Raw genomic sequence first — 22,187 nt, forward strand, 5'->3', positions numbered from 1 at the left:
GTTTAAGGAATTATTAATATGATGTTGAGTAAAAACGGAGTTGTAGAAAGCAAACTTATAATAACAGGAAGGATAGGTTGTTGAGAAAAGTTCAAAAAAAGAATTGAGAATAATTTTATAATAGATTATTCTTTATTACATCAATATTGATCAATCACTTTAATGAAAGGAATGTATTGATATATTTGACGTCAATGTATTAATACGAAAAGGTAAGTATGAATAATAATCCAATTACTAATTTTACGTATTTAATAGAAAATGATTATTCAAATATAGCAGGCATTGCTATTTCAAAAAATGGAAGTATGGTTTTTGAGCAATATTTTCATGAGTATACCAAGGATGATGCATTGCATGTGGCTTCTGTAACAAAAAGTATAGTATCAGCTCTTATTGGCATTGCAGTAGATAAAGGATATGTTAAAAATATAGAACAGAAAGTATTAGAGTTTTTCCCGGATTATACGATTAAGCGTGGCGAAAAAACAATACAAAATGTCACTATTAAAAATTTATTGACGATGACTGCACCATTTAAATACAAGTCGGAGCCGTATACAAAGGTCTATTCGAGTGATGATTGGGTAAAAGCCGCATTAGATTTACTAGGGGGAAAAAGCGATATTGGGGAGTTTAAATATACTACCGTTGGAATTAATATTTTGTCTGGTATTCTTACAAACGCAACTGGTCAGTCAGTGATTAATTTCGCTACAGAAAACTTGTTTAAACCTCTTGGAATAAAGGAGCCAAATAATGCATTTATACAAAACAAAGAAGATTATTTAGCTTTTCTCAAGGATAAATATGTAACTGGTTGGATGGCAGACCCTAAAGGTGTAAATACCGCCGGTTGGGGGCTTACTTTAACGCTAAGGGATATGATGAAGATAGGTCAGTTATATTTAAATGGTGGTTTATGGGACGGTAAGCAAATTTTATCTTCCAAATGGATAGATGACAGCACAAGTGAAAAGAGCCGATGGGGAGAGTTGTCATATGGTTACTTGTGGTGGATTGTTGATGATGGCTATGCAGCTTTGGGTGATGGCGGAAATATAATTTTCATAAATCCTAAAAAGAAAATAGTAGTTACTATTGCTTCTCGCTTTATGCCACGTGCCAAGGATAGAATTGAATTGATTAGAAAGCATATTATGCCATTGTTCGATCGAATAGTGTAAAGAGATTATGAAGTTTTCTTCTTAAACTATCAGGTGAGTTTGAGGATTATATTCAGAAACCAATAGACTTAGTTATACTAAATGATATTAAACCTGCTTTAAAGCCAACTATTCTAACGACTATTACATTTTCAGAACAGGATAAATAACTGGAGTATTAATTAGCATTCTATTCGTTAAAAATAGACTGCTAATTAGCTTCAGACTAAGAAAGAATACAAATTTAACAGTAAAATGCCAACAAGTTGTTAAATAAGTTCATGACTTATCTCCTCAAATAAATCTTCATCAAACTCGTAAACTATTCTCTTGATCGTTCGATCTTTAGGTTTTTCTCCATTATTTACTTGAATTTCTTTAATAAGAAATCGGAGTAATTTTTTTTTATCATAATCGTCTAATAGGTTATAAAATGAATTAAAATCATTAGCAATGTGGTTAATTAATGGTAATAAGTCACTGCTATTCTTTAATTCTATCTGCTTTGTTAATAGTTGTATTTTGCAATAGAAAAGTGCAGAGAAATGCAATTAAAAATGCAGAGGTTTGCCACCCATTTAATTCCTTTTCGACAATGCGTGGGACAGTCTATAGCTCTCGCCATGAAAAGAGATGATATGGGCGTGATGAATTAGCCTGTCCACTAACGCTGCTGTTAATCGAGAATCTGTAAAGATCCGGTTCCATTGACTAAATTCTAAGTTAGATGTAATAATTACGCTTTTCTGTTCATAAAACTCCGATATAATTTGGAATAATAATTCAGCTCCTTCTTTACTAAATGGTAAGTATCCCATTTCATCTAAAATGACCAAATCAACCTTCTCCATCCGTTTTCTAAATGCTGATAAACGGTTGTTACGTAAAGCTTGCTCTAATTCCTCAACTAGGTGGGCAACACGGTAAAAACGAACCTCATAACCTAGTTCACAAGCTTTTCTCCCTAGTCCTGTGGCTAAATGAGTCTTCCCTGTCCCGGGTGAACCAACTAAAACTACATTTTCTCGATTCTCAATAAATTGTAGGCTACACAAATCCTCTTTGGTTAAGTGAGGAGGGAACCGAAGTTGTTCGGTCCACTCGTAATCATGTAAACTCTTTTTATCTAAGAACTTCGCCTTTTTTATCAAGCGGATCGCTCTCGCTTTTTCTCTTAATCTTATTTCCTCCTTAAGTAGCCCATACAAGAATTGTTCCGGAGTTTCAAACGGTATTTGCTCGTATACATCCGCAACATAAGCTAACCTCAATGACTTACACAATTCTTTAATGTCCTGTTTCAATTGACAGCCTCCTCTCTAGGAGCTAATGAATCGTATTTACTCCAGTCCACTTCATAAGGATTATTATCACTAGGTAGCTTATCCTGTGCAATTAATTCATAGAACTCTTCATTAATCTTCTTCATGTCATGAGAAACTAATAAACTAGCTAGAGCTTCTAATCGTTTTCGTCGAATAATTAAATTATCTACCAACAAAAATTCTTTAATTCTTCCCGGTAAATACTTATTATAGCGCGAATATTCTACAACCCTTGGTTTATGAATCCATGTTTTAATTATTGAAAGCCATGGTAAAGCTTTTCGCTTTTTCATATATGGCCGATAGTCATCCAATAATATCTCCCCATTAGGTGAAACAATCTTTAATTGATCCCATGTTAATATCATTTGTAATTGACTATAGTTGCCACCCTTAGGGACATGAACCAACGTCTGATCCACTTTCACTTCATTATATTTGTTTACTTTAACAAGATGCTCTTTAAATACAGGATAGGGCTTTTCCGGTAATGCTAGAAGATAATCCCGTTCTTCCTGCCATAAGTCCTCAATACGTACGTTTTTGGCATAATGAATTCTATTTCTGTCCGCCTCTAATTTATGAAATAATTGATCAGTTAAACCCTCATAGCTGTCCATTATTGGAGCTGAAGTAAAAAAGTTATAGCGTATATATCCAACTTTATTCTCAACATTTCCTTTTTCATGGCCACTTCTTGGATTGCATACCTGCACATCAAAGCCATAATAATTCTGAAATTGAACAAATTCATCAGTTAATTGTGCTTCTTCATTTTTTGTCCTTTTTTTCTTCACAGCGGGGGTCAAATTATCGATTCTTATCCTTTTAGGTACTCCCCCAACCTGTTTAAAAAGAATATTGAGACCATGTAAGAAGCATTCTTGATTTTCAGCTGGTAACGGTACTGCAAATCCAGCATTACTATGAGGAAACGTCATAACTAAAGCATGAATATCCACAATTTCTCCATCTTGTACAGCTTCCATTACTCCAAAGTCTACTTGAGCTTCACCCGGAGGATGTTCTAATCTTTCATACCCTTTATCCTTTTCTTCTTGGTGAGTATTCATCCATTCAGAGATAAAGTAACAAACAGTACGATAAGAACCTTGGAAACCCATTTCCTTTAGTTCTTCAAATATTTGTTTCTTTGTTCTTCTTAATTTTTTCCTTAACTTTAAATCCTCAAAAAGCCAATCTGAAACAATTTCTCCCCACTTTTCCTCATACATCATCCCTTTCTTTTTAAATGATTTCTGTTTAGGGAGTTGATCTTCATCCGCATACTTCTTAGCTGTTCGCCAATTAATTCCCATTGTTCTTTGTATTTCTGAAATAGATAAACCTTTGTTATTTCTTAAATGTTTGATACAATTAATATCAGACATTGCTAGCATCCTTTCTTACCTCCACTACCAATTGCTTGACACAATTACTGTAGTGGGACTTGGGGTGACTGGCAAGTCTTTTTTTGTTTATGCACAAAAATTTAGTGCAGGACTCTGCATTTTTCCTTTGCAAAGCTCTGCACTTTTATTTTGCCATACACATTCCCAATACATATTGACGTTCATTTCATCATAATCTGTAAGATTTTTTGTAATTAGTCTTATTTTTTAAATCCTTCGAACTATCCATTTGTTTTTCTAATCAATGAGGCGTTTAAAGAAATTGAAAAAATTAAACCGGATACATCTTATGAAAAAGAATGGATTAAAAAACAATAAAAATAAGAGACCATTGCGGACAAAGGCTGTGACTTCAAACCCTTTTTCTAATGCTTGTTTTACGACATGACGTCCCACAGCGCCAGTTGCTCCAAAGACAATAATTTTCATTGCGCTCCCCCCTTCCGTTCGACGGTAAATCTCCCTTGTGAATCAATAGAATTGAGAGATTTGAACGCTAGCAAGCTGCCTAGTTTGGAGCACTAAAAAAGCGGCAAAATGTTGTGCAATCAACATCCTGCCGTTTTCATAGAAAATGTTTATTGATCTTCAATGACAATATAAGTTGCTTTTACGGGGCCATGCACGCCGACAATCAATACGGATTCTATATCTGCTGAATTGCTTGGTCCTGACATAAATAAAATGCAGGATGGCACTTGTTGACCCTTTTCGATTTGCTTGCGGATTTTTTGGGCAGCTTGCGTCATTCTAGGGACAATGGAACTTTTCGGAATAAGCACGATCACTTTTTGCGGCAAAAAGTTCATTGTGCGTCCCCGGTTTGGATGACTGGTAAGCATAGCGGTGGCGGATTCGGCCAATGTCATTTCGCTGATCGTTATACCGATATTCGCCTTTTCGGCCTGGCGAATGTTTTCCTCAGGGGTGTCCGGATTCCACTCGTAAAAGTGGATGCCGTTTTCCGGCAAATTTTCCATCCATTTCTTCACCCCGAATTTTTCAAAGCGGTCGTCTTTCCATGTGATGACCGATTCACCTCCATAATCGTTCACCACTTGATGAAGTACATTCGGCAAATCCGCGGTTGTTGTTTGGACGAACGTTGTATGGATGTTTTCGCATTGCTGTTTCAACACTTCCACTATTTCATCTTGGGATGCATTTTTTAACACTTCATGTTGGGGGCAATATTTCCAAACCGGACGTTCCACTTTTGTTCGAACAGGGCGGCCGAGGCTTTGGGCAATTTGATTTAGGAATTCATCGCGATTTTGAATCGTCATGATTGCTCTCCTTTCTAACGCTGCTTCATCCAATGGCGGAAGCTTTCTTTATTTGGGGCAGGAAAATCCCGCACTTCCGTCCAAGCTTTTAATGGGCCTGGTCCGCTTGTGATTTTGTCATCTTTTACAAAAGGAGACATGATAGGTGAAGCGACTTTTGTTGCCATATTAAAGAGCGGCGAAGTTGATGCCCCTAGCCCAAAGGCTTTCATAATTAAACGTTCTGAAATCGGGGCTTTTCCTTCCTGTTCCACAATTTTTTGACGATGCAAATGCAATAATTGATGCAATGGAATTTTTACAGGGCAAACTTCTGTACAAGCACCGCAAAGGCTTGATGCATACGGCAGTTCTTTGAAATCTTCATATCCTCCAAGCAGCGGAGATAAAACAGCGCCGATTGGGCCAGAATAAATTGACCCGTAAGTGTGGCCGCCTACATGGCGATACACTGGGCAAACATTGACACATGCTGCACAGCGGATGCATTGTAGTATAGGCTGGAATTCCGTGCCTAAAATTTTCGAGCGTCCATTATCTACAATGACTAAGTGGAATTCTTCCGGACCGTCTGTTTCGTTTTCTCCTTTTGGGCCTGTCAGCAATGTGATATAGCTTGTTAATCGTTGGCCGACCGAGCTGCGAGTTAATAGGCTGACGAGAACTTCCATTTCCTCAAAGGTTGGTACAATTCTTTCCATCCCCATTACCACGATTTGAGTTTTTGGCAGAGCTGAGACAAGGTCTGCATTTCCTTCATTTGTCACTAAAGTCACTGTGCCGCTTTCGGCAATGGCAAAGTTGCATCCTGTAATGCCGATGTCTGCTGTTAAATATTCCTCGCGCAGCTTTTTGCGGGCAAACAGCGCCATTTCTTCAGGTTGTTCTGATTTGTCGTAGCCAACTTTTGCAAAGATTTCCCGTATTTGATGGCGGTTTTTATGCAATGATGGCACAATGATGTGTGAAGGTGGTTCATGGTCATTTAATTGTAAAATGAACTCTGCCAGATCGGTTTCCACCACTTTGCAGCCGGCTTCTTCCAACGCTGCGTTTAGATTGATTTCTTCTGTCACCATCGATTTAGATTTAACAATTTTTTTCGCTTCTTTTTGAATGGCGATGTTTTTTATATAGTTCGATGCGTCTTCTTTTGTTTTCGCGAAAAATACATGGCCGCCTCGTTTGGCCACATTTTCGCTCAACTCATAAAGATATGCATCTAAATTTTCTAAAACGTGTTTTCGAATTTCTTCTCCATGAGCTCTCCATTCTTCCCAATTTCCTAATTCCTCCACGCGAGCTTGACGGCGGGTTTGAAATCGGGCTTGGGCAGCGGAGATAGCGCCTCGCATAAAGGCATCGTTTAAGTTCGTCTCTACGCGTTCTTTAAAATGTTCATCACTTGTTTTCATAGCCATCATGAATCCCCCCTTAGCGACTATTTAACACTTCTGCAATATGCATAACGCGAATCGGCTTTCCGGTGCGGCTGATTCTTCCTCCAATATTAATAAGGCATCCGGCATCTGCACCAACTAAAATATCCGCTCCTGTTTCTTCGATATTGCGAACTTTTTCATCCACCATTTCTCCGGAAATATTCCCCATTTTCACAGAGAATGTACCGCCAAATCCACAGCAGCGCTCGTTTCCTGGAAGTTCAACATATTCCATTCCTTCAACATTTTGAAGTAATCGGATGGGTGCATCTTTTACTCCTAAAAGTCTCGTCATATGGCATGATGTATGATAAGTAGCTTTGCCTTTTAACCGGGCTCCGACATTTTCAATTTTTAAAACATTTACAATAAAGTCGGTTAATTCATAGGTTTTATCTGCTAAACGTTGCGCTCTTTGTTCCCATTCCGGATCCCCTTTAAAAATATGCGGATACTCTTTGAACATATATGCGCAAGAACCTGATGGCGTAACAACATATTCTGCATGTTCAAATGCTTTAATCATGTTTTTCATGGAACCTTTTGATTCTTCTACATATCCGCTGTTATAAGCCGGCTGTCCGCAGCAAACTTGTGATGAAGGAAAATCGATTTCACAACCAAGCCGTTCAAGAAGTTCAACAGTCGCTTTTCCTACATTCCCTTGAAACATATCGACAAGGCATGTCGCAAATAATGAGACTTTCATTATGAATCCCCCTATAATCCTACATAAATCAACAGGTCATCAGATGACTTAAATAGTAACACATTTTTTTAAATTCTACTATAATTTTTTGAAAATACAAAAAAAGTGCAGAAGCTGGTTAAACTTCTACACTTTTCCTTATTCAGCCATATCGAAATATTTCATTAAAATTTCTTCTACGTTATTTAAATGGGAATACATGGCGAGTTCTGCTAGTTCGGGATTTTGTTGTTTGATAGCTAAATAAATTTGCATATGTTCATCATATAATTGTTCAATCGTGGTTTGTTTAGAAAATAACCAAATGCGCCTTGTTTCTCGCATTAATTCAATCGTAAGCCCAGATACTTGGTTTAGTAAATTAGGTAGCAGAGGGTTGTGGGAAGCATTTGCAATGGCCTTATGGAATTCGAAATCCGCTTTTTCACCAAGCTCTTCATCCCCTTCTACGTTTTTCATTTCCTCAAGGATTCCTTCTAAAATGACAAGATCTTCTTTTGTTCTGTTTTTCGCTGCGCTTCTTGCCGTCCCAACTTCAAGAATTTTTCTTAATTCAAGCAAATGAGGGACGTATTCTCTGTATGTAATAATGGCCGTAGAAAGAGGAAATTCCAGTTTTTGTTTAGGGAAGTTTTTCACAAATGTGCCAGAGCCTTGTTTTATTTCAATCAGCCCCATTGCTTTTAAGGCTGATAATGCTTCACGGACAGCGGATCTACTGACTTGTAATTGCTCTGCTAAATATTCAACAGAATCTAAACGGTCACCTGGTTTTAGTTCGCCTGTACGGATCTTTTCATAAAGAATTTCACAAACTTCTTCGTAAATTTTTTTCGTTTTTACTTTTGCAAGTTTCAAATAATCCACCTCGTTTTTCAAGCAAAATCGGTAAATTAATTATACATTATACCGAAAGTACAATGAAAAATCTTCTCGTTCAGAGAAGATAAAAGTGTAACTCAAGTAAAACAACATTGAATTTTTAAAAAATTCAATTTATAATCTAAGTCATAAGGTCATCAGATGACTTAATAGGGGATATTTTGAAACATTGGGGGAAAGAGCATGACATTTACTCAAAATTTTACAGCAGTTGGAAACAGTTTAGGGTGGACAGCCCTGGTTGCAACAATTCCTATTTTATATTTTTTCTGGGCGCTTGCTATTAAAAAAATGAAAGGGTATATGGCGGGGCTAACCACTTTAATTATAGCTATCGTCATTGCAGTTTTAGCATTTAAGGTGCCAGTTTTGACAGCAGTAGCATCTGCTTCGCAAGGGGCTGTATATGGAATTATTCCAATTGGCTGGATTATCATTACGTCCGTATTTTTATATAACTTGACGGTAAAAACCGGACACTTTGATGTTATTCGTTCATCGGTGTTATCTATTACTGAAGATCGTCGTATTCAGGCTCTATTGATAGCCTTTTCTTTTGGGGCATTTTTGGAAGGGGCAGCAGGATTTGGCGCTCCGGTTGCCATTACAGCGGCGTTGCTAGTAGGGTTGGGTTTTAAACCGTTGCAAGCGGCGGGACTTTGTTTAATTGCAAACACAGCTCCTGTAGCTTTCGGGGCTATTGGGGTACCGATTACAGTAATGGAAGGGATTACAGGGATTCCTGCTTTAGAAATTTCAAAAATGGTAGGCCGTCAATTGCCTATTATTGCCGTATTTATTCCCTTTGTTTTAGTGGCGATTATGGTCGGTTTTAAACGGGCTTTTGAAGTGCTGCCTGCAATTTTAGTATCCGGTATTTCGTTTGCAGTGGCGCAATTTTTAAGTTCCAATTATTTGGGTGCCGAATTGCCGGATATTATTTCATCCTTAGTATCCTTAGTAGCTTTAGCGATTTTCTTGCGCTTTTGGCAGCCAAAACATATTTATCGTTTTGAAACGGATGGCCAAATGGAGGATACAAAAAATCATTATACTAGTGGACAAATTTTAAGAGCTTGGTCTCCGTTTATTGTATTAACGCTATTTATTTCTGCCTGGGGAATTCCATCCTTCAAAAAGGCGTTATTAGGTACATATGAAGGCGAGAACGCATTTTTAACCTTTGTGAATAACATTGGTGGTGCGCTCACGTTCTATCCGGAAGTACCGTTTTTACATAATCAAGTGATTGATGGTTCAACAGGCAAAGAAATTGCGGCAGTGTATAAATTCGAATTATTAGGTGCTGCGGGAACAGCCATTTTATTTGCTGCTATAGTATCTAAGTTTCTATTGAAAGTTTCTTGGGGTAAATGGGTAAAAACTTTTGGTGAAACCATCAACGAAATTAAATTCCCGCTTTTAACTATTTGCTGCGTTGTTGGTTATGCTTATGTGGCAAACACAGCCGGCATGATGACGACTTTAGGTTTAGTATTGGCAAAAACAGGAGCTTTATTCCCGTTCTTCTCGCCGGTGCTTGGCTGGATTGGTGTGTTTGTTACAGGTTCCGATACATCTTCCAACGTATTGTTTGCCAAGTTGCAGCAAGTTACGTCTGAATCCATCGGCATGGATCCGGTTCTTGCGTTGGCTGCCAACACATCGGGAGGCGTGACTGGAAAAATGATTTCGCCGCAAACATTAGCTGTAGCTGCTGCAGCGGTGGGATTAATCGGAAGAGAATCAGAGTTGTTAAAATTCGCCTTAAAATATAGTCTCATTTTACTTCTCTGCATATGTATCATTACATTTTTGCAAAGCACGGTACTTACATGGATGATTCCATAAGTTCTGAAATCTTAGCAGTATTGTCTGTTATAGATGATGCTGCTAACAATTTTGAGTAATGGGGGGAAAACTTATGAAAAAAATTGAAAAAGTCTTAGTAGCAAACCGCGGCGAAATTGCCATCCGCATTTTCCGTGCATGTACTGAATTAAAAATAAAAACCGTTGCAATTTATTCCCATGAGGATAGCGGCGCCATTCATCGTTTTAAAGCGGATGAATCCTATTTAGTAGGAAATGGAAAAAAACCGATTGATGCTTATTTAGATATTGAAGGAATTTTAAAAATAGCAAAAGAAGCAAATGTGGATGCTATTCACCCGGGATATGGCTTTTTATCAGAGAATGTAGAGTTTGCTCGCCGTTGCGAAGAAGAAGGAATCATCTTCATTGGACCAAAATCAAAACATTTAAGCATATTTGGGGATAAAGTAAAGGCTCGCGAACAAGCCATCGCTGCTGGAATTCCTGTCATTCCAGGTACAGATAGGCCAGTAAAAAGTTTGGAAGAAGTTGAACAGTTTGCAGATACATACGGCTACCCCATTATGATTAAAGCTGCACTTGGCGGTGGAGGCAGAGGAATGCGCCTTGTGGAAAAGGCAAGCGATTTAAAAGGGGCTTTTGAACGGGCCAAATCCGAAGCAAAAGCGGCTTTTGGTTCGGATGAGGTTTACGTGGAAAAAGCCATTGTTAAACCAAAACATATAGAGGTTCAAATTTTAGGGGATGAAGCCGGCAATATCGTGCATTTATATGAACGGGATTGCTCAATTCAACGCCGCCATCAAAAAGTGGTAGAGATTGCGCCATCTATCTCAATTTCAGAAGATTTGCGCCGCCGCATTTGCGAAGCAGCTGTAAAATTGATGAAAAATGTGCAGTATGTGAATGCAGGGACAGTGGAGTTTTTAGTAACGGGCGATAATTTTTACTTTATTGAGGTAAACCCGCGCATTCAAGTGGAACATACCATTACCGAAATGATTACAGGAGTTGATATTGTTCAGGCGCAAATTAAAATTGCGGAAGGTCATGGACTACACAGTAAAGCAATTCGGATTCCTGAGCAAGAAAAGATTTCTTTATTTGGCTATGCCATTCAATCACGGATTACAACGGAAGATCCAAAAAACCATTTTATGCCGGATACAGGAAAAATTATGGTGTATCGCTCATCCGGCGGTTTTGGTGTCCGTTTAGATGCAGGGAACGGTTTCCAAGGCGCAGTTGTTACTCCTCACTATGATTCGTTGCTTGTGAAACTATCGACTTGGGGAAGAACCTTTGAAGAAGCAGCGCAAAAAATGGATCGCAATTTGCGGGAGTTCCGTATTCGTGGTGTGAAAACCAATATTCCGTTTTTAGAAAATGTCGTAAACCATGAGAAATTTTTAAGCGGCCAATTCGATACAAGCTTTATTGATACAACACCGGAATTATTTGAATTTAAAGAACGGAAAGACCGTGCGACAAAGCTGTTAAACTATATCGGCAATGTGACATTAAATGGCTTCCCTGGAATCGAAAAGCGGCCAAAACCAATCTTTGTTCAGCCTCATATTCCGACTGTACCTGAAAAAAAGGTAACTGGTACAAAACAAATTTTAGATGAACAAGGCGTGGCTGGACTTATCCAATGGATTAAAGCCCAAGATGATGTACTGCTTACCGATACAACATTCCGGGATGCCCATCAATCGCTCCTTGCCACACGCGTTCGTTCGAAAGATATGTTTGAAATTGCCGATGCTACAAGCCAATTGATGAACGATTTCTTCTCCCTTGAAATGTGGGGAGGTGCAACTTTCGATGTAGCGTATCGCTTTTTAAAAGAAGACCCTTGGGATCGATTGGAAACATTGCGCAAAAAAATTCCAAATATCTTGTTCCAAATGTTATTTAGAGGAAGCAATGCGGTAGGGTATTCCAACTATCCGGATAACGTCATCCGCGAGTTTATAAAATTATCAGCTCAGTCCGGTATTGATGTATTCCGCATTTTCGATTCATTGAACTGGCTAAAAGCGATGGAAGTGGCCATCGACGAAGTTCGCCTCAACGGAAAAGTGGCAGAAGCGGCAATCTGCTATACGGGCGATATTTTAGATGATGGAAGAGCAAAATATACGGTGCAATATTACAAGGAAATGGCAAAACAATTAGAACAGGCCGGCGCGCATATTTTAGCCATTAAAGATATGGCAGGGCTGCTTAAACCAAATGCAGCTTATCGTTTAATTTCCGAATTGAAGGAAACAACAGATTTGCCAATTCATCTTCATACCCATGATACAAGCGGAAATGGGATTTTCGTTTATGCAAAAGCCATTGAAGCTGGAGTGGACATTATTGATACGGCATTAGGTTCCATGGCTGGCTTAACATCTCAGCCAAGCGCCAATTCGCTCTACTATGCTTTAAGCGGCGAAAAACGGCAAGTTAGAGCGGATATAGAATCCCTTGAAAAACTATCTTACTATTGGGCGGATGTGCGAAAATATTATGTGGATTTCGAAAGCGGCATGAATGCCCCTCATTCAGAAGTGTATGTACACGAAATGCCTGGCGGACAATACAGCAACTTGCAGCAACAAGCGAAAGCAGTAGGGCTTGGGGACCGCTGGGAGCAAGTAAAGAAAATGTATTCCCGCGTCAATTTAATGTTTGGCGATATTGTAAAAGTAACGCCATCATCAAAAGTTGTTGGCGATATGGCGCTTTTTATGGTGCAAAATGATTTAGATGAAGAAAATATTTTTGAGCGCGGGAAAACGCTTGACTTCCCTGATTCCGTCATTGAATTTTTCCAAGGTTATCTAGGACAGCCTTATGGCGGATTCCCGAAAAAACTGCAAAAGCTTATACTAAAAGACCGCAAGCCGATTACGGTGCGCCCTGGTGAACTGCTAGAGCCGGTTGATTTTAGTAAACTTGCTGTTAAGCTGGAAGAAAAAGTCGGATTCAAACCTACAGAGAAAGACTTAATCGCCTATGCACTATATCCAAAAGTATTTGAAGAATACGCTAAAGTGCGTGCCCAATATGGTGACATTTCTGTATTAGATACTCCAACATTCTTATATGGTTTGCGCCTGGGCGAAGAAATTGAAGTGGAAATTGAAAAAGGAAAAACATTGATTATTAAATTAGTGTCCATTGGCGAGCCTCAACATGATGGTACACGGGTAATTTACTTTGAAATTAACGGCCAACCTCGGGAAATTGTCGTACAAGATATGACGGTAGAGGCAACGGGTCATAAAGCCGTCAAAGCGGACCCATCCAATCCAAATCAAATCGGTGCAACGATGCCGGGTACAATTTTGAAAGTGGTAGTATCTAAAGGCAGTCCGATCAAGCGGGGCGACCATTTATTAATTACGGAAGCCATGAAGATGGAAACAACTGTGCAGGCGCCAAAAGACGGTGTGGTAAAAGAAATTTACGTCAAAGAGGGCGATTCTATTTCTACAGGCGACCTATTAATCGAAATCGAATAAATAAGAGGTTGGAACAAATCTAAAAAAACATCATTTTCTCCTTGAAGAAAATGATGTTTTTTTTAGTGCGCCTGGCATGGGTGTAATCTATAGGGTGTAAGTCCCGAACTGTGAAGGCAGAAGTAACAGTTAGCTTAACGCAAGGGTGTCCGTGGTGACGCGGAATCTGAAGGAAGCGAGCGGCAAACTTCCGGTCTGAGGAACACGAACTTCATATAAGGCTAGGTATCATTGGATGAGTTTGCTAAACAAAACAAAGTCCTTTCTGCCAAAGGTGGTACAGAGTAAATGAAGCAGATAGATGGAAGGAAAGATTACATTCTTACCCGGGGAGGTCTGGCGGATATGTGAAGTACGCTTCATAACCTACTTAGTGATAAGTAGCTGAACCGTCAGAAGTCAGCAGAGGTCATAGTATTAGTTGGTTTAGAACTACTAAGAAGGACCGAACAATTAAGAGAGAATAGCCCTTGGCATTCAGTGAGTCATGATGAACACAGAAAACGTAGTACCTCACTTGAGGAAGGAAGCGGTGAATCCCGTGGGGGTCCTCTTGGAGGGTGGAGTGACCACTGGCATAAAGAGAACATCTATTCACGGAAGTTATGAAAACTTGCGTCAATTATCTTAATTGAACCGCCGTATACGGAACCGTACGTACGGTGGTGTGAGAGGACGGGAGTTAATCGCTCCCTCCTACTCGATTACGATCAATGATTGAATTATAATCATCATTTCTTTCTTGAAAACCTTCCTCCGCGTGGCGCATATCTATAATGGGTTGGGTATGATAATCTCTTAAATAAATTTTTTCAGTAGCTATTTCTTGAATTACCTGTTCTGTCAGTAACTGGAACGTCACTTTTAAAAATTTATTGATACAGGCGATAATCGCAACCTTATGAGGCTTTCTCTGAGGTTGTGTTTTTAATTTATAATAGTAATCTACAAAATGATTCAGTTTATCTTTCTTCTTCATAATCATGGCACACACCATAAATATAGGTTCTTTCTTCCACTTTCTTATACACGCTCTCTATGGACCCAACATACTAAACTGATTCGCATAAGGGTGTGAAGTTAGCCAGTTTTTAATACGGATTCAAAGATCCCTGAGACTGGTCGACTTTTCTAAAAAATAGTAGCACAAACCTTGGCCTTGGTTTGTACTACTAATCTTAGTATGTTTTTGTTTTGACTATAACAGGACTTGTATGCTCAACTAAACGACCTTATGGTGGAGTAGGAATTGTAAAGTATACACGAGGCCCCTTTTCCAAAGTTTCCAAACTCGTCGATTTTAGCTATATTCGGAAATCTTCATTAAATCTCCAAATATTCGCCTCAAAAAATTTAGGATAGACATGCTTATGAAATATACTATTTCAAAACTTAAACATTTGAAGAATAATTGGAGCTCCTTTTGGTGGCAGGTCTTTCGTTTTTAACTTAATCATACCGCATTGGACTTCGTAATTTTCTTTAGGTTGTAGCACACCATTAATAAATAAATTCATATAGGAGACGGTACTTGGGTCAATAATTTTCTGATTTTTTCCTTTCGTAAAGCCATCTTGATCTCTATAAATTCTTGATTTTCCGTTTGAATTTGTATAGTACTCAAAAACTTCAACCTTTTTTGGAAGGTGAAAGGAAAACTCTGTCGGTGGTAAATGAGGGATTTTTAAAAATGGCTTAGGTAAGTTATTAGCACACTTTTTATTTTCCATCATTCCTCTCCTTCCAATTAATTACTAATAATTTCTACTATAATATGCCTAAGTACACAAAAAATTTCTCCATACAATAAAATGAAATTAGCTTTGAAATTAGCTTTAAGGAGGAAAATGGATGGCATTAGAAATTTTAAAGCTTGCAATTAATGCCGCTACAACTGTACTTACTAATCCAGATGTACAAAAATTTTTTTATGTAGTAGATACTCCTGTAACTGGGGCATCTACTTTAACAATTAACGCAGAAGATTTCATGGATGATACTGGAGCAACAGGTGTTACACTTCCAGCATTATCAGATGAGAATAGTTATTTAATTGTATATGTAAACGGTGTACAAGTAATGCAAGATTTAGTGACATATAATCCAGGTGGAACTGGTACAGGATCACTTGTCATTACTGTTCCTGAAAATTCAGATATTATTGCAAATACACCAGTAGTTCTTGTGGTAACTAACTTCGCTCCAACAGCTCAAACTACTATTAATACTTAAGAAGTTGTATAATTCTTTAGATTAGAAGTGGTGCTTTGTTAGTTAGAATAAAAGCCCCCTTTTCTCGTACCATTCATTTTAAGAGAAAAGGGGGGCTTTTATTAATGAGCGAGAACTTTGTGAGTCTTCGGAACGAACATGTTTTTTTACGAAAAAATTAGGTAATAACTATTAAGTATCGGATAGGAGGTTTTTTGTAGGGAGGAGCTTATTTTGAAAGCGTCCAAGCGAATTAAAGCGTCTAATGCCAGATATAACACAGAAAATGTTAACTCAACAATTACGCGAATGGGAGCAAGATGGAGTTATTAAACGAATTGTTTATCATCAAGTTCCTCCGAAGGTTGAGTATGAATTAAGTGAATATGGTTGGAGTTTGAAAGGGATTCTAGATGCTCTATGAACTTGGGGGGGAAAACATATCGTCAAAGTGTATGGTAGTACAGATGGAGTATTGAAAGAGAACATTTTAAATGAACACTAAGTATTATTTTCTGTCTTCCATTAAGCTAAACAAAGGAAAAGTTTATTCTTAACAAAATCCGGAATATCAATAAATTTAAATATTGGTAATAATCCCCAAATTAAGAAACCATTCATTATGAAAAATCCCAACTTTAAACGTATGAAAACCTCCTTTGAAACAAATGATAAAAATACAATTCAAATACCAATGAATTGTAAATGGAGAATAAAGGAGGTATGTTGCATGAGAACGTTGCAAAGAATAGCTTTAGTATTAGCAATTATCGGAGCTATTAATTGGGGACTTATTGGATTTTTTAATTTTGATTTAGTAGCGACATTATTTGGAGGACAAGATACAGCCTTATCACGTATTATCTACAGTCTAGTTGGTTTAAGCGGACTATTTTGTTTAACACTCTTGTTTCAACCATGGGAAGATATGGAGCGACAAGAAACGGTTCGTCCTAGAAGCCAACAAAACAATATCAATTACGGAACGGAATTTGGAGAAGAAGCTGATTTCACTTCCGTAGAAGAAAAAAACAAGCGAAATGAATAAAATACTTTTAAGAAAGTGCAGCACTTTACGTAATCATCTCAAGAGTGCAGCACTTTTTTTGTTGCTTTTACATTAAGAAGAAAATTTTGGATTATTATAAAATTTGAAACTCCGTAGATAATAGCACATTTTCGTCTAATATTGCATATATTGCAATGGATTCGTAAAAAGGAGTGTTGAAATATGAATGGAAACTGGAAGCTTAGTGATCCGTATGTATTTGAATCATTAAAAAGACTTTTAAATCAATCCATTGCAGTTCAAACAATTCGGGGCAGTCTACGTGGGGAATTGAAAACCGTGATGCCAGATCATATTGTCATTCATATGGGTGGATCGCCATTTTTTGTTCGTACTGAACAAATTATTTGGATTCAACCAATATGAATGCATAGGTCAAGCACCGTCCATCATAAGATAGAAACGGTTAAAAATTATGGATGGAGGCTCACTCACTCTTATGTTTAAACGTGTAAATAAAATTCTCATTGATTTACCGATTCCGGACCATGGCGATATGAATGCGGCTGCAGCCGTTCAAGAATTACTCGGTGGTAAATTCGGTGAAATGTCTACATTAAATAATTATATGTTCCAATCCTTTAATTTCCGCGGCAAAAAAAAGCTTAAACCTTTTTATGACTTAGTGGCAAGTATTACAGCAGAAGAATTTGGTCATGTGGAATTAGTGTCGAATACGATCAACCTGCTCTCTATTGGCAACACAGTTCCAACTGGTCCTGATACCGCTCCACTCCAAAACGGAAAAGACGCACGTTATTCCCTCCACTTTACAACGACCGCACAAGCAGCTTATCCAGGAGATTCAATGGGGAGACCGTGGACTGGTGAATATGTCACAAATTCAGGCAACCTTGTAGCAGATCTTCTTTTTAATTATTTATTAGAAATTGGTGCAAGAACTCATAAAATGAGGGTCTATGAGATGACAACTCACCCGACGGCATTAACGATGATTGGTTACTTGCTCGTCAGAGGCGGTACACACATTATTGCATATGCAAAAGCCCTTGAAGTTGCAACAGGAGTAGATGTAGGGAAAATGCTCCCAGTTCCAAGCTTGGATAACAGTAAATTCGATTATGCAAAACCATTCTTGGAGCAAGGATTATTTAATGTATTGTATACATGGGGAGAAGAAGACTATCGCGACATTAATCAAATTTGGAAAGGGCAGAACCCTGAAACCGGAGACCCGTTAAAAGTCATTCACGGAACACCGGAAGGGGCACCAGTACCAGATCTTCCGGAACTTCCGGAAGAATTTGCTCCAGGAATTGACCGGGATGATTATTTACGAATTTTAAAAAGGCTGCAAAGCAACTTGTAATAAGTTTCAGAAAATTTGCCGTCCCACATTTAACAAGATGTGGAACGGCATTTTTATGTTAATGTTGCTTCTTTGTTGTAAAATCAGGAATAAGCCAATAAATAAGCAATCCAGCAATTGTTGCATAAGCGATCCCGTTTGCATATCCAATACCGATAATAAAGATAACTGCCACAATAATTAAGTTTTTCATGTTCGTCATATCCACTTTTTCTTCGATCATGTGGCGTATTCCCATGCCAGCAATCATACCAAATAACAAGATACAAATACCACCCATAACAGCAACAGGAATAGATTGAATTGCAGCCCCTACTTTTCCGAATAAACCTAATAAGATGGCAATGACACCCGCACCTTGAATAATTCTGCTAGAGAATTGACGAGTAATTGCTAATACGCCAAGGTTTTCTGCATAAGTTGTTTGTGCAGGACCTCCAATTAAACCGGAGATAAATGTAGCGAGACCGTTTCCCCAAAGAATGCTTGAGAATCCTGGATCCTTCGTTACATCCTTACCTGTAATCTCATTTAATACGAACATATGTCCTAAGTCTTCGATGATTGTAACTAATGCAATAGGTGCCATTCCGAAAATGACAATCCATGTGAATTCAGGCATGACAAAATGAGGAAGAGCAAATACTGGAGCATCTACAATTGGGCTATAATCGACGATTCCACGAATTGCGGCATAAATGTATCCTACTCCTAGGCCAATAATAATTGGCAGTAAACGAACCATTTTATTTCCTGCAAGTGTCGCGATAATTGCGGCAAGGAGGCTGACGATTGCTACATCCCAATTTACACTAGCCATATTTGTAACAGCTGTCGTTGCTAATGCTAACCCAATGATACTCACAACAGGGCCAACAACTACTGGAGGAATTGCTTTCCGGACTTTATCAAAACCAATAAAAGTAATAAGAAGTGCAACAATTCCATAAACAATTGAAACACTAATAAGTCCTGCAACTGCCTCGCCCGGCGAATTCAATTCCCCTACATACAATGCTAAAGGCGCAATGAAAGCGAAGGACGATCCTAAATAAGTAGGAACTTTTCCACGCGTAATCAAATGGAATATTAAAGTCCCTAAACCACTAGCAACAAGTGCACTACCTGGATCTAATCCGGTGAGTGCTGGAACTAAAATCGTCGCACCGAACATAGCAAACAAATGCTGCAAAGACAATGGAATCGCTTTCAAAAAGTTTTTCAAACAAGTGTCCCTCCTTAATAAATGGTATTTCTGTCATGAAATTTTTAGAATATGAATTTTAAATTTTCACTATTGAAATAAGACAAATTAATGAAGGATATAGTGATGAAGAATAAAATTGTACATAAGTTGGGAGAGTAATGAACGACCTAAAAGAAAAGGAGGCACCCTTTGCCTTTTGTTAGGTACTCACAAAATCAGTTTGTAGAGAATCGAAAAGGCATGCAAACAAATGAAGTTTGCATGCCTTTATTGAGTGCGCCTGGCATGGATGTAATCTATAGGGTGCAAGTCCCGAGCCGTGAAGGCAGAAGTAACGGTTAGCTTAACGCAAGGGTGTCTGTGGTGACGCGGAATCTGAAGGAAGCGAGCGGCAAACTTCCGGTCTGAGGAACACGAACTTCATACAAGGCTAGGTATCATTGGATGAGTTTGCTCAACAAAACAAAGTCCTTTCTGCCGAAGGTGATACAGAGTAAATGAAGCAGATAGATGGAAGGAAAGATTACATTCTTACCCAGGGAGGTCTGATGGATACGTGAAGTACACTTCATAACCTACTTAGTGATAAGTAGCTGAACCGTCAGAAGTCAGCAGAGGTCATAGTATTAGTTGGTCTAGAACAACTGAGAAGGACCGAACAATTAAGAGAGAATAGCCCTTGGCATTCAGTGAGTCATGATGAACACAGAAAACGTAGTACCTCACTTGAGGGAGGAAGCGGTGAATCCCGTGGGGGACCTCTTGGAGGGTGGAGTGACCACTGGCATAAGAAGATAAGCTATTCACGGAAGGAGAATAACGATGCTTTTGAATCAAATCCTGTCACGGGAGAATATGCTTCAAGCACTAAAACGTGTAGAACAGAATAAAGGAAGCCACGGAGTAGATATGATGCCCGTACAAAATCTACGACAGCACATAGTTGAAAACTGGCTATCGATTAAAGAAGCAATTCTCAAGGGAACTTATGAACCGATGCCAGTCCGCAGAGTCGAAATCCCGAAACCTGATGGCGGTGTTCGTTTACTAGGAATCCCTACCGTAACAGACCGTTTGATTCAACAAGCAATCGCCCAAGTACTTTCAAAAGTGTATGACCCTACATTCTCTGAAAACAGCTACGGATTTCGACCAAACCGAAGTGCTCATGATGCGATGAGAAAAGCGAAAGAATATATAAGAGATGGATATCGATGGGTTGTAGATATGGACTTGGAGAAATTCTTTGATAAGGTCAACCATGACAGATTAATGGGTACACTCGCGAAGAGAATCCAAGATAAACCATTACTGAAATTGATTCGTAAGTATTTACAATCGGGCGTCATGATTAATGGTGTGGTGTCAAGCACATTAGAAGGAACTCCACAAGGAGGACCATTAAGTCCGCTACTATCTAACATTGTACTAGATGAACTAGATAAAGAATTGGAAAGAAGAGGACACAAATTCGTTCGATATGCGGATGACTGTAACATTTACGTGAAAAGTAAACGAGCAGGACTTCGCACAATGGCAAGTATCCAGCGATTTATTGAAGGAAAACTACGACTGAAAGTAAATGAAAAGAAATCAGCGGTCGACCGTCCATGGAAACGTAAGTTTCTAGGATTTAGCTTTACCTATCATAAAGAGCCAAAGGTTCGTATCGCAAAAGAAAGCCTTAAACGAATGAAGAATAAAGTTCGTGAAATCACATCACGCAAGATGCCCTACCCGATGGAATACCGCATTCAGAAACTGAATCAATATCTAATGGGATGGTGTGGATATTTTGCGTTAGCAGACACCAAATCTATATTCCCTGAATTAGATAAATGGATTCGTAGAAGACTTCGAATGTGTCTATGGAAGAACTGGAAGAAACCGAAAACAAAGATACGCAACCTTATTCAACTTGGCGTACCACAATGGCAAGCGTATGAATGGGGAAATACTCGGAAGAGTTATTGGCGTATTTCAAAAAGTCCAATATTACACAGAACCCTTGGTAACTCCTATTGGAGAAACCAAGGGCTGAAAAGTCTTGAAGCTCGTTATGAAAACTTGCGTCAATTATCTTAATTGAACCGCCGTATACGGAACCGTACGTACGGTGGTGTGAGAGGACGGGAGTTAATCGCTCCCTCCTACTCGATTGCGTACTAAATTTTTATAATGATTTCCTACTAATATTAGATTCATTAATATTTTTAAAAGCGTTGATGATAAAAAGGAGATTGCCTAATAAAAATGCACCGCCGCCAAGATATGTGAAAATATGTGCTGTATCGAGCATACCAGGGACTTGAACTAAAAAGGCGCTGAGTAGGAAAACCGGGACCCCTAATTGATGAAGCCAAAAGTGTGTTTTACCTAATGAATTGATTGCAGCTCTTGGATAAAGGCTATAGATAACTCCGAAAATAGCCGTTGTTGCAAAACCAACTAAGTTTACATGTGCATGAGCAGAACCCCATTGAAGTTTAAGCGTCATCGACATAAATAATCCTACACAAATTCCAAAAATCAAGTAAAGAACTGCAAGCTTAATCCAAATGGATCCCCTCATGTATACACTCCTTGTTGTCATTATTCCATGCTCCTACTAACGTCGCCATTTCCTTTTACTTAAAGCTTGTTGTTCCTCCTTTTTCCTTTGCTTATTTCATCATAATACGATTTTTTATGAATTATGAATGGATTGATGAATTTGATTTCATTAAAGTGAAGAAGCCCACTTTTAGCATAAATGTCCAGTTAAAATTCAATTTGCGGCAGACATCACTACTGCT

Annotated in this window: 19 protein-coding genes and 2 pseudogenes; 10 read left to right on the forward strand and 11 right to left on the reverse strand. The window is 38.5% G+C overall.

Annotated features, from left to right (window positions below; all coding sequences use genetic code 11):
- Positions 1-218: 218 nt before the first annotated feature.
- Positions 219-1,187, forward strand: a complete 969-nt coding sequence (locus NST98_RS12905; protein ID WP_096550003.1) for a serine hydrolase domain-containing protein — start codon at positions 219-221, stop codon at positions 1,185-1,187.
- Positions 1,188-1,744: 557 nt separating this feature from the next.
- Here the strand turns inward: NST98_RS12905 and istB are convergent.
- The 7 genes and pseudogenes from istB to NST98_RS12940 all read right to left on the reverse strand — a co-directional run bounded on the left by istB (position 1,745) and on the right by NST98_RS12940 (position 8,198).
- Positions 1,745-2,470 carry an IS21-like element helper ATPase IstB gene (gene istB / locus NST98_RS12910; protein WP_134229505.1) on the reverse strand — a complete coding sequence of 242 codons (726 nt, stop codon included), beginning with the start codon at positions 2,468-2,470 and terminating at the stop codon, positions 1,745-1,747.
- A complete protein-coding gene (istA, locus tag NST98_RS12915) occupies positions 2,467-3,891 on the reverse strand; it encodes an IS21 family transposase (RefSeq protein WP_340715278.1) in 1,425 nt (474 codons plus the stop codon). The genes istB and istA overlap by 4 nt, the downstream gene beginning before the upstream one ends.
- A 345-nt stretch (positions 3,892-4,236) precedes the next feature.
- Positions 4,237-4,332: pseudogene (locus NST98_RS12920) on the reverse strand (NAD(P)H-binding protein); the annotation flags it as partial.
- Positions 4,333-4,481: 149 nt separating this feature from the next.
- Complete coding sequence (locus NST98_RS12925; RefSeq protein WP_340715279.1) at positions 4,482-5,189, reverse strand: LutC/YkgG family protein; 708 nt, start codon at positions 5,187-5,189, stop codon at positions 4,482-4,484.
- 14 nt (positions 5,190-5,203) lie between these two features.
- Entirely contained in the window at positions 5,204-6,610 is a 1,407-nt protein-coding gene (locus NST98_RS12930; protein WP_340715742.1) for a LutB/LldF family L-lactate oxidation iron-sulfur protein, read from the reverse strand.
- Positions 6,611-6,623: 13 nt separating this feature from the next.
- Entirely contained in the window at positions 6,624-7,340 is a 717-nt protein-coding gene (locus NST98_RS12935; RefSeq protein ID WP_340715280.1) for a (Fe-S)-binding protein, read from the reverse strand.
- A 138-nt stretch (positions 7,341-7,478) separates the two neighbouring features.
- Positions 7,479-8,198: a FadR/GntR family transcriptional regulator gene (locus tag NST98_RS12940; RefSeq protein ID WP_340715743.1), complete on the reverse strand. Its 720-nt coding sequence runs from the start codon at positions 8,196-8,198 to the stop codon at positions 7,479-7,481.
- 207 nt (positions 8,199-8,405) lie between these two features.
- Here NST98_RS12940 and NST98_RS12945 point away from each other — a divergent pair, with 207 nt between their 5' ends.
- The 3 genes from NST98_RS12945 (at position 8,406) to NST98_RS12955 (ending at position 14,206) form a co-directional block, all read left to right on the forward strand.
- On the forward strand, positions 8,406-10,073 hold the full coding sequence (locus NST98_RS12945; RefSeq protein WP_340715281.1) for an L-lactate permease: 1,668 nt from the start codon (positions 8,406-8,408) through the stop codon (positions 10,071-10,073).
- Positions 10,074-10,146: 73 nt separating this feature from the next.
- A complete protein-coding gene (pyc, locus tag NST98_RS12950) occupies positions 10,147-13,575 on the forward strand; it encodes a pyruvate carboxylase (protein WP_340715282.1) in 3,429 nt (1,142 codons plus the stop codon).
- Positions 13,576-14,062: 487 nt separating this feature from the next.
- Positions 14,063-14,206, forward strand: coding sequence for a hypothetical protein (locus NST98_RS12955; RefSeq protein ID WP_339287845.1), 144 nt, complete (start codon positions 14,063-14,065; stop codon positions 14,204-14,206).
- Positions 14,207-14,257: 51 nt separating this feature from the next.
- Here the strand turns inward: NST98_RS12955 and NST98_RS12960 are convergent, their stop codons facing one another.
- Positions 14,258-14,554, reverse strand: coding sequence for a hypothetical protein (locus NST98_RS12960; protein WP_340715758.1), 297 nt, complete (start codon positions 14,552-14,554; stop codon positions 14,258-14,260).
- Between the two features lie 406 nt (positions 14,555-14,960).
- Entirely contained in the window at positions 14,961-15,308 is a 348-nt protein-coding gene (locus NST98_RS12965; RefSeq protein WP_232019890.1) for a DUF4183 domain-containing protein, read from the reverse strand.
- Between the two features lie 118 nt (positions 15,309-15,426).
- Between NST98_RS12965 and NST98_RS12970 the strand changes: the two genes are divergently transcribed.
- The 5 genes and pseudogenes from NST98_RS12970 to NST98_RS12990 all read left to right on the forward strand — a co-directional run bounded on the left by NST98_RS12970 (position 15,427) and on the right by NST98_RS12990 (position 18,185).
- On the forward strand, positions 15,427-15,807 hold the full coding sequence (locus NST98_RS12970; RefSeq protein ID WP_340436444.1) for a DUF4183 domain-containing protein: 381 nt from the start codon (positions 15,427-15,429) through the stop codon (positions 15,805-15,807).
- A gap of 217 nt (positions 15,808-16,024) precedes the next feature.
- Positions 16,025-16,291 (forward strand): annotated as a pseudogene (locus tag NST98_RS12975) (winged helix-turn-helix transcriptional regulator); the annotation flags it as partial.
- A gap of 225 nt (positions 16,292-16,516) precedes the next feature.
- Complete coding sequence (locus tag NST98_RS12980; protein ID WP_016838886.1) at positions 16,517-16,834, forward strand: DUF378 domain-containing protein; 318 nt, start codon at positions 16,517-16,519, stop codon at positions 16,832-16,834.
- Positions 16,835-17,017: 183 nt separating this feature from the next.
- Positions 17,018-17,221, forward strand: a complete 204-nt coding sequence (locus tag NST98_RS12985) for a YuzF family protein (protein WP_096550015.1) — start codon at positions 17,018-17,020, stop codon at positions 17,219-17,221.
- Between the two features lie 73 nt (positions 17,222-17,294).
- Complete coding sequence (locus tag NST98_RS12990) at positions 17,295-18,185, forward strand: manganese catalase family protein (protein WP_340715283.1); 891 nt, start codon at positions 17,295-17,297, stop codon at positions 18,183-18,185.
- 58 nt (positions 18,186-18,243) lie between these two features.
- Here NST98_RS12990 and NST98_RS12995 read toward each other — a convergent pair whose 3' ends face one another.
- Complete coding sequence (locus NST98_RS12995; RefSeq protein WP_340715284.1) at positions 18,244-19,410, reverse strand: uracil-xanthine permease family protein; 1,167 nt, start codon at positions 19,408-19,410, stop codon at positions 18,244-18,246.
- Positions 19,411-20,214: 804 nt separating this feature from the next.
- On the opposite strand from NST98_RS12995, the gene ltrA reads away from it, so the two are divergent.
- Positions 20,215-21,477, forward strand: coding sequence for a group II intron reverse transcriptase/maturase (gene ltrA / locus NST98_RS13000; protein ID WP_340714478.1), 1,263 nt, complete (start codon positions 20,215-20,217; stop codon positions 21,475-21,477).
- 88 nt (positions 21,478-21,565) lie between these two features.
- Here ltrA and NST98_RS13005 read toward each other — a convergent pair whose 3' ends face one another.
- The gene (locus tag NST98_RS13005; protein ID WP_157782656.1) at positions 21,566-21,985 is read right to left on the reverse strand and encodes a hypothetical protein; all 420 of its coding nucleotides are present in this window, start codon (positions 21,983-21,985) and stop codon (positions 21,566-21,568) included.
- Positions 21,986-22,187 lie beyond the last annotated feature (202 nt).

The sequence above is a fragment of the Ureibacillus sp. FSL W8-0352 genome (assembly GCF_038004345.1).
GTDB lineage: Bacteria > Bacillota > Bacilli > Bacillales_A > Planococcaceae > Ureibacillus > Ureibacillus thermosphaericus.